This is a genomic window from Chitinophaga horti (assembly GCF_022867795.2).
Lineage (GTDB): Bacteria > Bacteroidota > Bacteroidia > Chitinophagales > Chitinophagaceae > Chitinophaga > Chitinophaga horti.
The window spans coordinates 3,390,284-3,402,745 of record NZ_CP107006.1 but is presented as its reverse complement, the minus strand read 5'-3'; the positions used below and the strand labels follow the sequence as shown (position 1 = coordinate 3,402,745).

Here is a 12,462-nt window from a genome sequence, read left to right as displayed (position 1 = left end):
TCAGTCGGATTAAAATTTCAGATTAACACCGGCCAATACTGTTTTGGCAGCGGGATAAGTGCCATAGTCCAGTCCCTGGCTTAAGGACGAGCTGCCGAAACGGTTCACTTCCGGGTCGTAACCATGGTAGTTCGTTATTGTAAAAAGGTTCTGTGCAGCGATATACACCTTCAGCGACTGGATGTGTAACTTGTTTAACCAGGATGCAGAAAAATTGTAGCCCAGGGAGATGTTCTTGAAGCGCAGGTACGATCCGTCCTCCACCTGGAAGTTGCTGATGATGCGCGAACCGCCGCCGGCATTGGCTCGCGGCATGGTCGTACTCGGGTTGGTGGGCGTCCAGCGTTCCAGCACACGGGCGCTCAGGTTGTTGCCGCCCGTCAGGTTCAGCAAGTCGAAACTGCCAAAATTCAATATCTCGTTGCCATAATTACCCTGTACAAACACGTTCAGTTCAAAACCTTTATAGCTGAACGTGTTGTTGAATCCACCGAAAAAATCCGGGTTCGAATTACCGATAATTTCGCGGTCTTTGTCATTGATCACACCATCGCCGGTACGGTCGCGATAGCGGATGTCGCCGGGTTTGGCGGTCTTTTGTGCAGAAGCATCCACTTCCTCCTTACTTTGAAAAATGCCTTCCATCACGAGTCCGTAGAAGTTGCCGAGCGGACTGCCTACTTTCAGCAATATCGGGTTCGGAAAGGTGTTGAAAATGCGGGCGTCGGTGCCGGTGGTAAACTCTTCGCGGCCATCGAGGCGTAGTATTTTATTCCTGTTGAAAGTGATGTTGAAGTCACTGCTCCACCGGAAATCATTCTTGTCGATGACCGTACCGCCGATAGACAGCTCCACGCCACGGTTACGCACACTACCAATGTTTTTCAGCGTATTGGTGAAGCCCGAAGAGGTAGGCACGCTTACGGAGAACAGCAGGTCGGAGGTAATCTTGTTATAATAGTCTGCCGTGATATGCAGACGGTTTTTTAAGAAGCCCAGATCAACACCGGCATCGAATTGCTTATTTTTTTCCCAACGCAGGTCGGGATTGGCGATGCCGGCCGTGCTGGCGGCCGATTGCAGGGTACCTCCCAATACGTAAGGTGACATCGTAATATTCGCCAGGTATTGGTAGTCGCCGATTTCCTGGTTGCCAGACAAGCCGTAACTCACACGTACTTTCGCGTCCGAAAAAATAGTTTGTTTTTGCATGAACGCTTCGTTCATCAGCTTCCAGGCCAATGCACCGGAGGGGAACACCCCGAATTTACGCGAGGGCCCGAACCTGCTGGATCCATCTCTGCGTGCGGTGAGTGTGAGCAGGAGGCGATCATCAAAACCGTAATTCACCCTGGCCAGGTAGGAGATCAGTTTCCAGTTACTGGCGCCGGAACTGGGCGCAACGAGTGTGGATCCGGCTCCCAGGTTATGGTACTGCGCAAAATCATCGGAAAAGGTGTTGGCCCGCGCAGTAACATTCTCTGCATCGATGCCTTGAATCGTATAGCCAAGCAGGGCGCTGAAGTTATGGATGTCGTTAAACGTCCGCGTGTAGTTCAGCGTGTTCTCATTCAGCCAGTTGATGCTTTGTGAGCTGGACACAACCGCTGAACCGCCGAGCGTAGCGCCTGCCAGCGCTTTGCGTGTGGTATAGGCATTGGTTTTACCAGCCTGCAGATCGGTACCTAAGCTGGTACGGAAATGCAGTCCGTCGATAATCTCGTAATCGATATACGCATTCGCCAGTATCCTGATCAGTGATTGTTTGTTGATGATCTCATTGGTGATCGCGAGCGGATTGTCCACCGCATATCCATTCAACGAGCCCTGGTTTTTGTAATAACTCCCATCCGGGTTAAATACCGGGAACGTAGGAGAGTAACTCAATGCAGCACTGGTAACGCCACCACCTTCATTACCATCTACATCAGTGCGTGCGTTGTCACTTTTGGTGTAAGCGCCCTGCATCGATAATCCCGTTTTAACGCGCGATGTGATTTCGTTGGTAAGGTTCGCGCGCAGCGTGTATCGTTTGAAACCAGAGTTTTTGATGATGCCTTCCTGGTCATAATAACCTGCTGAAATCGCGTAACGGTTCTTCTCGGAGCCGCCACTGATGCCGAGCTGATGATTCTGGATCGGTGCTTCCTGTAGCACTATATCCTGCCAGTCGGTGCCTTTGCCGAACGTTTCAGGCAGGGCTCTTTCTTCTGAGCTGCCATTAAAGTACGGGGCCGAGCCGTTGTTCACCAGCGCTTCGTTTACGAATGTGGCGAACTGCCGCGCATTAAGGAGTGGGATAGTCCGGCGAACAGATTGCGAGCCGTAGTAACCGTTATAGGATACGATCGCTTTGCCCGGTTTGCCCTGTTTGGTCGTGACCATCACCACCCCGTTGGATCCCCTGGAGCCATAGATCGCAGTTGCTGATGCATCTTTTAATATTTCGATAGATTCTACGTCATCGGAGTTGATGGAATTGAGTCCGCCCGAAATGGGAAACCCATCTACCACGTACAGCGGGTCGTTGCCGGCATTTACAGAGCCCGAGCCACGAATACGAATGGTTGCGGCGCCACCCGGCCGCGCCGAGTTGGTCACCACCTGCACACCCGCCGCCCGTCCCTGCATCGCCCTGTCGAGGGAAGGAATAGGCGTGGCTTTAATGGCAGATTCACCCACGCGTGCCACCGATCCCGTGAGGTCGTTCTTTTTCACGGTACCGTATCCTACTACCACCGTTTCATTCAAACTGCTGGAAGATGTACTGAGCGCCACGGTGATGGTTCCACTACGGGCGGCGAGTTCCTGCGCCTCGAAGCCAATGGAGGTAATATGTAACATAGCCCCTGTGCGCACGCCCGTTAGCCGGAACTGCCCGCCTGCGTCTGTTTGCGTGCCGTTTTTTGTGCCTTTTACCATCACCGTGGCGCCAGGTATCGCATCGCCTTTAGCGTCCGTAACACGGCCGGAAACAATGATAGAGGTGTCTGCCACCAGTTTAGGGGGCGGCAGGTCTTCCGCTGCCCGGCGTTTAATAATAATGCTGTTACCTTCAAAGGTGTAGGTAAGGGGTTGATTGCGCATACAGAGGTCCAGCACTTCGCGCAGCGGTGCGTTCTTTACCGAAAGGGTAACAGCCGATGTGTTACGCAGTACAGCTTCACCGTAAATCACCGATACGCCGGTACGCGCAGTAATTTCTTTAAAGAGCTTCTGTAACGGCGCATTTCTGACCGATAGCGTTACCTGCTGCGAGAGGCCCGTAGCGCTTACATGCAGGCATGCAACAAAAAGGAGGAATGCAGTGAGTTTGATCATTTTGCATAACGTGGTTAAAAGCCCGCGTTGCCGCCGGCCTTTTTCATTCACATTAAAATACATACATTAGTGGTGTTTGGTGGTTCTACAATAGTCGATCGCAGATTATAAGGAATACCAGATTCAGCCGGAGGTGTGCCACCACTTCCGGTTTTTGTTTTCCTATAAACATATTTTGTGTTGATGCCGTGCCGTTAAGGCAGTACCGTAATTTTATTGCCCCGTAATTCCAGGTGGTTGTATCCATTGCCTTCGAGCATCCGTAACACGGCCTCCAGGCCCATGTTGCGGCTGATCGCTCCTCCATATAATTCTTTGCTTGGTTGAACGCTGTATACGATTTCTACATTATACCAGCGGGCTACTTCCCGAAGTATCGTTTCTAAATTCATGTTGTCGAACAGGAAGATGCCGTTTTTCCAGGCTACCGCTTTGGCGGTATCTGCCGCCTGTACGATAAATCGCCCGTCCCTTTCCTGTACTGCCTGCTGCCCCGGTTGCAGCATTCTTTCGCCGGCCGCGTTTTTTACACGCACGGCGCCGCTGAGTAGTGTGGTATTAATCACCTGCTCGTCGCTGTAGGCCATCACGTCGAAGCGGGTGCCAAGCACCTGCACTTCCAGCTGGTTCACTTTCACAATAAAGGGTTGCGCAGTATTGCCCGTGACTTCAAAGTACGCTTGTCCATCAAGTTCGACCACGCGTTTCTCGCCCGCGAAAGCAGTGGGGTAACTTAACGACGATGCAGAGTTGAGCCATACACGGCTGCCATCGGGCAGGGTAAGGCCAAAGCGGCCACCCCTGGGCGTTACAAGTTTATTGAGTTGCGGTGCGCTGTAGCTTTCCGCCGTAGTGCTATAAAGAAGTTGTCCGTTACGTTGACGGATGCCCGCGCTAATCTGCCGGTTGCCGGCACTGTCCAGCGGTACCACGGTACCATCGGCCAGTACCAGCGAGGGTTGATCGGGCAAGGTGTTACTAATGGTCTTGACCTGCGCAGTGATGACCCTTTTGGGTCGCTGCTCCAGCAGTAGTGCCATACCCACGACCAGCATAACCGAGGCGGCAGCCAGCCAGTATACTTTGCGGCGTGAACGTTCCTGCTGCCGTGCTTTAGCCAATATGGCCTGCGCCATCTCTACTCCTCTCTCCGGCGGAAGGAGGGGCTGGTTGCTCGTTTCCAATAGCTGCTCCACTGCCGCAGGCAGGCGCAGGTCCTGGTCTTTTACCAGTTGCAGGAACTCTTCCAGCTCGGCTGGTGTAAGGGAGCCGGATACGTAACCCTGCAGCAATATGTCGAATCGGGTAGGCATGTGTACTAATAAAGACACATGTGCGGAAGGAACTTACTAGTCTGTCTGAAAAAAAATATTACATCCCGGCCTGTAGCAGGCAAATAAGGAGAAGAAGCCCGGTGGCAGACTGTTCTAAAAAGTGGCGTATGTTCACCAGTGCCTGGGCCAGATGGTTCCTGACCGTATGTTGGCTGATATTGAGTTGATGCGCGATCTCCTCCTGCTTCAACCCGTTTTCTTTACTAAGCCGGTATATCAGCCGCTGCCGGTCGGGCAGGCGGTCGATCGCCTCATGAAGGACGCCGCGTGATTCCTTACGCAATAAGGCCTGTTCGGGGTTGTCGGCAGTTTCGGAAAAATACGCGTGCAGCGCACCGGTAAACTCACGGCTGGCCGACTTTTTACGTAGTTCATTTAAGATATGCCGGCGGGCGCAAACGTACAGGTAGGCCTTCAGGTTTTCTACCTGCGCCAGCTGCGCACGCTGCAGCCAGATCTTCAAAAATACTTCCTGCACCATGTCTTCCGCCAGGGTGGTGGATTTGGTCATCAGGAACGCAACATTGTAAATATGATGACTATACGTATGAAAAAACTCCAGGAACGCCGGTTCCTCGCCTGCGGCAAGGCGCTCGCGCAAATCGGCGGGATGGCTGATAAATTCCTTTTTCATAACGCGGGTAGTGGTGCTACTAATATATACATTTTTGCGGATTGCCCGGCGGATTTTTACGGGCGGAGTACAACCGTTTTGCCGGTACGGGCGGCGGTTTTAGCCGCTTCCAGTATTTCCACCACGAGCAGGTTCACTTTCAGGCCATACTGATCGTACTCCTCCAGCTTCAGCTGCCCGCTCACCACCTGTGCCAATACCGAAAACGGATCGGTGAATGGGGCGGGACGTGCCTCTAAGGTGATCGTTTTTTCCTGCTGTCCTTTTAATCTTTCACGCACCTGCAAATCATTCACCGCCACGGCATAACCTGTAGCGCCATACACTTCCATGTCTTTCCGCGAAAAAGGCCAGTTCCACGACGCCTGTATCACACACTGCGACGACGCATACTGTAATACAATAGTCGCCTCATCATCCACCTTCGGGTAAATGTTTGGTTTATTCTGATGCGTTACGGCCGTTACGGACAGCGGCCTTTTCCCTTTCAGCAGCCAGGTCATCAGGTTCGCGCCATAACAACCAAAGTCGTACAACGCGCCGGCACCGTTCTTCGCAGGATCAGTAAGTATCTCTAAAAACTCCCTGCTGCAGCCAATTTCCTGCGGCCCCTGGTGCCCGTCGTTCACCATCACCTTTTTGATGGGCCCCAGGCGGCCACTGTCCAGCAATTGTTTTACATACTGATTACCTGCGTACCAGGAGGTTTCAAAATTGGTAATCACGTGTATGCCATGCTGTTGTGCCAGGGCTGCGATCTGTTGTGCATCTTTGAACGTAGTAGCGAGTGGCTTTTCCACCATCACGTGCACTTTCAACGGTGCGCAGGCCTTTACAACGGCCAGGTGTTCACTGATCGCCCCAAATGCAGACACAGCCTGAGGTTTGGTGGCCTTCAGCATCGCATCCAGATCTGTATAAAACAATTTTTTATCCAGTTTATATTGACGCGCGATCTTGTCGGCCAGCTGCGTGTTGGGCTCGTAGATGCCTACCAGCTCCATGTCCTTCTTCTCTTTACGGTTAAATACCCAGCCTACGTGCCCATGACTAAGTCCGGCCACTGCCAGTCGCAAAGGTTGTTGTGCAAAGGTGGTAGTGCTGATGAAAAGCAGCAGCAAAAAGACGCGGAGTTTCTGTATCATGCTTAAATATACAAAGCATTAAATTAACTGTTCGAGGTAACGTTTATATTCCGCCAGGAAAGTTTTGTAAGCGCCCTTCCCGCGCAGTTTCCCGGTGTTACGGATGCCTGCATAATTTGATATAATGTAGGTAGCCAGCTGCTTCGGGCGGTGTTCCGCACTCAGCTGCTGTTGCGCCTGTGCGCGCTTTACCGCCTGTTCTATCGCCGCCTGCCACCGGTCGAGAATGCGCACCAGCGCTTTTTTAAACGACTCGTTCAGTGGCGCCATTTCTTCAATCATGTTCACTGCCGGGCAGCCATACTCCACGATAAAGAAAGGGTTTTTAAGCAACAGCCCTTCCATCATCGTATACAAGTCCCGGCGAATATCGCCCGACTGGCTTAGCGCCGCTTCCATATAAGGCGTGATGCCCGTATACAGTATCTCGTCGATAACGGCCAGCCCCATTTCTTCCTTGTTTTTGAAATGGTAGAAAAACGCCCCTTTGGTCACATTCGTTCTGGCAATAATCTCATCGATACTCGTTGCCTGGTATCCTTTCTGGTAGATGAGTTCAAACGCCTGCTGCAGGATGCCTGCCCGGGTATCCGTCGATTTGGACATAGCGTGATTGTTTGATGAAGATGGCGGATTACTTTACCTCATTGCGAAGCCGTGCATCTTCCGGTGCCAGGATGTGTTTATCCACGTAAAACGTACCAAAAGGTATGATGCACGCCGCCAGTACCTTCCACGATACATTCAGGAATTTCCAGCGATAGGTAACACCCGCGCTCAGCGTCATCATAATAAACAATACCACCAGCACCCCGTGCGCAGGTCCTACGATCTTAACCATTAAAGGAGCATCCGCCCAATATTTTAATGGCATCGCGATAAACATCAGTACGATCAGCGAGATACCCTCAAAAAATCCAATGATCCGCAGTCGCCCGATAGGCGTTTTAAAAAGTTGTAACATAGTAACCGATAATTAAAATACTGTAATGAAAGATCGCTTCGCCAACGGCGAAAACGGCCATGGAATTGCCACCAGGATGATCAGTAGCCCGATCGAAAACCAGGTAAGTATCGTTTTGTACTTCTGCTGATCCAGCTCCACTCTCTTCGCCATCGCCGACCCGATGGTTATCACCACCGCCGCCACGATCATCAGTCCCGCATGTATCAGGCTGAAAAAAGTATGGTCCCTGGCGATGGTGCTGTCCGTTATGGCAGAACTGTTCAGCTTTACGATCGGGCTAAAGAAATACAACACCGACCCGAGCATCAATTGTATATGCGCGATCGTAGCCGTCACATGCCGGAGCGTATTGTCCATCCCCGAAAATTTCCTTTTCGCCAGGTAACCATTCGCGGCAGCGGCAATGGCGGCGAGCAGGCTGATAAGGACGAGCCAGCGGTTGATCGAGTGTAGCGACAGGAGTGTAAAATACATAGGTAGTCGTATTTGGAGATGCGAAGATAAGGGAAAACATACCACCTGGTATTTTTTTTTATGAGGAACGGTGTAAGTAGTCAGATAGTTTACGCCGATCTTTTTACGGACTAACTGGCTGGCAGGCATGGTGAAAGTATCGACCACAAAGAGTTTTAAGAGAAATGGGTACGCGGGCGCGCAGATTCAGCAGACGCGATCTTACGAAGAATGGGGAAATTTATCAGGACGGCTACAATGTAAACGTCAGCTGTTCCTGCATCGTGCGTTCCTTGATCTGCCGCAGCCCGTTCTCATGATCGCCGTCGTAATTGCTGTACACGCCGTACGTATCCAATACGTACCCGGCCTTGCCGTCATTCGTTTCAATGAGGTATAGTATGCACTGGTCACCGGGATCTTTTAATTCCTCGAACCGGAATACTTTAACGATCAGCAACGCATCTGGCGCGTAGACATGTTCGGCGTCCAGCGTAAAACCATTGTTCAGCCATCTGAAGTCATTGGTGATTCCCTTACGCTGCAGCTTGTTCAAAATGTCGCACAGTGTATTCATAGTATGCAATGGTTCCATATCATCAGTTTAAACACATGACGTGCGAATTATTGTACCAAAACTGTGCGCAGTGTAAGTGCTTACAGGTATTTCCCGCAATTGTAGAATTTAATGCCAAACCGCTTCCCCCAAGGGCTACGTCCGCCGCAGTTGGAATGCTTTTGGCAACCGCATAACGGGCTGTTACATCAATACAGCAGGACGCTATGCAAAACATACTTAATCAGGAATATTGGAATAATACTATACTGGATTACCTGACTACGCTCGGAGTTTTGCTGGTAGCGATTATCCTGCTGCGGTTACTCCGGCATGTGGTGTTAAGACGGCTAAAGGCGATTGCCGAACGCTCGGTTAATAAGATCGATGATTTTATCGTACGGAGTGTCGAGCGCTCACTAGTGCCTGTATTGTATATCGCTGCCTTTTACATGTCGCTGCAACATCTGCAGTTAACGGCACGCACCTGGCAAATCATCGGCATCGGTCTTTCTGCCGCTGTTACCTTCTTCATGCTTCGGCTGGTTACCGGATTGTTCAATTTCCTGCTGCAGCGCTACATTTCCCGGCAGGAGCATGCCCGCGAAAAAAGCAAACAGGTGAAGGGTATCATGATCATTGTTACTGCGTTCGTATGGATCATCGGGCTGCTGTTCCTGCTCGATAACTGGGGCGTAAATGTAACTACGTTCATTGCGGGATTAGGTATTGGTGGCGTGGCGATTGCGCTGGCCGGTCAAACGATCCTGGCCGACCTGTTCAGCTACTTCGTCATCTTTTTCGACCGCCCTTTTGAAATAGACGACTTCATCATCGTGGAAGATAAGATGGGTACGGTGGAGTATATCGGCATCAAAACAACCCGCCTGCGAAGCCTGACTGGCGAACAACTGGTGTTTTCAAATACAGATCTCACCAACTCGCGGGTGCATAACTACAAACGGATGCAACGCCGGCGTATCGTGTTCCAGGTAGGCGTGGCGTTACATACGCCGGCAGATAAACTGGCGGAAATTCCACCGATGATCAAAGATGTGATCCTGGTACTGCCAGACCTTGAGTTTGATCGCGCGCATTTTCTTTCCTTCGGTGATTCGCGACTGGTGTTTGAAGTGGTATATTTTGTACTGACAGACGATTTCAACAAATACATGGACCGGCAGCAGGCCATCAACCTGTCGCTGGTGAATCGTTTCGCCACCATGGGTGTTGAATTTGCCCTGCCAACAGAAGCGATCATTATCCGCAGGCAGCCAACACAATAGCGAAGGGTGCCCCCAACAATGTGAGACACCCTTCTTACATCCTCCACAAAGCCACTTTCTGCACGGTGACCTAGCTTCCTGCTATAAAGTCGGCCGCCTTATCAAGGAACGATTTGCCCTCGCTGTCCGACAATAGCATCTGTTGTTGCTGTGCGTGTACGGTAGGGTCAGTTGCGTTTAATGCCGGTTCGTCGCCAAGCGGTACGGCCGGTCTTACATGGAAGGCGCCCTTGCCATCTATCGATGTGCCGCTGGCCCATCTTCCCGATGTCGATTCTGAATTTTCTTTGTTGATGCTGGTGGTTACAAAAGAATAGGCGAAGTCGCTTACCTGCTGCGTTTCCGGGAAGGTATTCGGTATCGGCAGGTTCACGGCCGGGCCGCCAAGATCTTCGAGTACGGCCAACCATTGATTCTGGTGCATGGCGTCACGTGCAATCAGGAAGGCGAGCATGTCTTTCATACCAGGATCATCGGTGAGTTCATACAGTCTCGTCGCCAGCACGCGACCGGAAGCTTCGGCATGCACGTTCGCATACATATCGGAAGCGGTATTGCCAGTGGCGATAATCCACGAGCCATTGAACGGTACGCCGTTCGCGTCGGCCGCCATTGCACCGAGTCCGGCCGACAGAATATGACGCGGATCTTTTCCGCCCATCACCGCTTCTACCAGTGGGTTTGCGGCTGCCATCTGTTCTTTCATGTTCATGGATGCGCCTTCGAGGTTCAGGGCTACGGCGGTAGACAGCATTTCAATATGCGCGATTTCTTCCGTGCCTGTTTCCATCAGCATATCGCGGTACTTCTTAGGTCCGCGGCTGTTCCAGGCCTGAAACAGGTATTGAAGGCAAACCCGTATCTCGCCTTCAACGCCGCCGATTGCCTGTTGTAAAAGCTTTGCGAATTGCGGGTTGGGTTTATCCACCCTTACCGGGTATTGTAATTTTCCATCGTGATAAAACATAAGTTGTGTTTTTAACTTTTAATGAATCATGTATGATATTGCTGTCGGAGGGTGATCGGGTGGAAGCCTTTGCAGGCAAGATGATGCGGCTATAATTATTCCTTTGTTTAAAAGTCTTTTCTACCGGACATGGCACTGCGTATAGCAATCCCGCCACGGTGTGCACGTTGCGCCGTGGTCAGGCGTTACTGAATGCCGGCAAGCCGCTGGGGAAACGGCGAAACACTTTACCAGGCTGTGTTCCCCATCTTTTTGCGCAGGCGTACGTTGCCGTGAGCGCGGAATAATTGTTGATCTGCATCCAGCTAAAAGAAGGAGAAAACATGGAAAAGAACGGCACACTGTTACAATACTTTCACTGGTATATCACACCCGAAAATGATTTATGGAAACAACTGGCAAACGAATCCGAACGACTGTCAGATATGGGTATTACAGCGGTATGGATGCCGCCTGCATTTAAAGGCAGTAAAGGATTACAAAGCGAAGGCTACGACGTGTATGACCTCTACGACCTTGGAGCGTTTAAGCAGAAAAACACGGTGCGCACTAAGTACGGCAGCAAAGAAGATTACTTGTCCGCAATTGAAGCCGCTCACAATGCGGGCATCCAGGTTTACGCAGATGTCATTATCAATCACCTTTGCGGCGCCGATGGTACCGAACGCGTTCCGGTAAGAAAGGTAAATCCTGATCAACGCGATGAGTTTATCTCTGATACATTTGAGATAGATGCGTATACAAAATTTGAGTATAACGGTCGCAAAGGTCTGTCTGATTTCAAGTGGGATTACCATTGTTTCACCGGTGTTGACTTTGCCGAAGATCTGCAGGAAACGGGCATATTTAGCATCCAGAATGAATATGGAGAAGGCTGGCAGGATGTTGCGGAACACGAAGTAGGCAACTATGATTTTTTATTGGGGGCGGATATCGATTATCGTAACTCCGCAGTGCGCGAGGAGATTAAACGCTGGGGAGCCTGGTACTGGCAAACCGCGCAGTTCGATGGTATTCGCATGGATGCTGTAAAACATGTGCCACCCGCTTTCATCGCCGAATGGCTGCAACATGTACGCGATACTGCCGGCAAAAAACTGTTCGCGGTAGGAGAGTACTGGTCACCCGAAAAGCTCAATGACATGTTACGCTTCATCGACCTGGTTAACGGCCAGTTATCACTGTTCGACGCGCCACTTCAACATAATTTGTTCAACGCCTCTCAACAGGGCGATCAATATGATCTCCGATGCATTTTCGACAACACTCTCGTGGCAACGCAGCCGGCGCTCGCCGTTACCCTCATCGGTAACCACGACACGCAACCCCTGCAATTGCTGCAGGCTCCCCTGCAAGATTGGTTCAAGCCGCATGCCTATGCGTTGATCCTGTTGCGCGAACAAGGCTATCCCTGCGTGTTTTACCCCGATTTGTATGGCGCTGCATACACCGACCAGGACAACAATATCACCATAAGCCCTGTTCCTGGCCTGGAGCAACTGATCAATACCCGTAAAAGCGCCGCCTACGGCCTGCAGCGCGACTATTTCGACAATCCCAACTGCATTGGTTGGACGCGCGAGGGTAGTGGGGAGGTGGACGGATCAGGATGTGCCGTGCTATTGTCCAACGCCGGTGATGGCCAGAAACGGATGGAGTTAGGCAAACAACACGCAGGCCGCCGCTTACGCAACGTGTTAAGTGACGGGCAGGGTGAGGTAGAAACAGATGCAGACGGATGGGGTGAGTTTAATTGTCCTGCGGGAGGTATTTCTGTATGGGTATTCGTTTGATAATCA

General features: G+C 51.2%; 11 protein-coding genes. 2 read left to right on the top strand and 9 right to left on the bottom strand.

Translation table 11 applies throughout. From position 1 onward, the window contains the following. Positions 1-9: 9 nt before the first annotated feature. From MKQ68_RS13675 to MKQ68_RS13640, 8 genes are all read right to left on the bottom strand, one after another. Positions 10-3,321 carry a TonB-dependent receptor gene (locus MKQ68_RS13675; protein WP_264279622.1) on the bottom strand — a complete coding sequence of 1,104 codons (3,312 nt, stop codon included), beginning with the start codon at positions 3,319-3,321 and terminating at the stop codon, positions 10-12. 194 nt (positions 3,322-3,515) lie between these two features. Further along, positions 3,516-4,634 (bottom strand): FecR domain-containing protein, encoded by a 1,119-nt coding sequence (locus tag MKQ68_RS13670; protein ID WP_264279621.1) that lies wholly within the window; start codon positions 4,632-4,634, stop codon positions 3,516-3,518. A 58-nt stretch (positions 4,635-4,692) separates the two neighbouring features. Next, a complete protein-coding gene (locus tag MKQ68_RS13665; RefSeq protein ID WP_264279620.1) occupies positions 4,693-5,289 on the bottom strand; it encodes an RNA polymerase sigma factor in 597 nt (198 codons plus the stop codon). A 56-nt stretch (positions 5,290-5,345) separates the two neighbouring features. Continuing rightward, a complete protein-coding gene (locus MKQ68_RS13660; protein WP_264279619.1) occupies positions 5,346-6,434 on the bottom strand; it encodes a Gfo/Idh/MocA family protein in 1,089 nt (362 codons plus the stop codon). Between the two features lie 18 nt (positions 6,435-6,452). Continuing rightward, positions 6,453-7,040: a TetR/AcrR family transcriptional regulator gene (locus MKQ68_RS13655; RefSeq protein ID WP_264279618.1), complete on the bottom strand. Its 588-nt coding sequence runs from the start codon at positions 7,038-7,040 to the stop codon at positions 6,453-6,455. Between the two features lie 28 nt (positions 7,041-7,068). Beyond that, the gene (locus tag MKQ68_RS13650) at positions 7,069-7,398 is read right to left on the bottom strand and encodes a DUF3817 domain-containing protein (protein ID WP_264279617.1); all 330 of its coding nucleotides are present in this window, start codon (positions 7,396-7,398) and stop codon (positions 7,069-7,071) included. Positions 7,399-7,410: 12 nt separating this feature from the next. Continuing rightward, positions 7,411-7,875: a hypothetical protein gene (locus MKQ68_RS13645; protein WP_264279616.1), complete on the bottom strand. Its 465-nt coding sequence runs from the start codon at positions 7,873-7,875 to the stop codon at positions 7,411-7,413. A 232-nt stretch (positions 7,876-8,107) separates the two neighbouring features. After that, complete coding sequence (locus MKQ68_RS13640) at positions 8,108-8,449, bottom strand: hypothetical protein (RefSeq protein WP_264279615.1); 342 nt, start codon at positions 8,447-8,449, stop codon at positions 8,108-8,110. A 188-nt stretch (positions 8,450-8,637) separates the two neighbouring features. Between MKQ68_RS13640 and MKQ68_RS13635 the strand changes: the two genes are divergently transcribed. After that, positions 8,638-9,696, top strand: coding sequence for a mechanosensitive ion channel family protein (locus MKQ68_RS13635; protein WP_264279614.1), 1,059 nt, complete (start codon positions 8,638-8,640; stop codon positions 9,694-9,696). Between the two features lie 70 nt (positions 9,697-9,766). Here MKQ68_RS13635 and MKQ68_RS13630 read toward each other — a convergent pair whose 3' ends face one another. Beyond that, complete coding sequence (locus MKQ68_RS13630; protein ID WP_264279613.1) at positions 9,767-10,663, bottom strand: manganese catalase family protein; 897 nt, start codon at positions 10,661-10,663, stop codon at positions 9,767-9,769. 323 nt (positions 10,664-10,986) lie between these two features. Here MKQ68_RS13630 and MKQ68_RS13625 point away from each other — a divergent pair, with 323 nt between their 5' ends. Further along, on the top strand, positions 10,987-12,456 hold the full coding sequence (locus MKQ68_RS13625; RefSeq protein ID WP_264279612.1) for an alpha-amylase: 1,470 nt from the start codon (positions 10,987-10,989) through the stop codon (positions 12,454-12,456). Positions 12,457-12,462 lie beyond the last annotated feature (6 nt).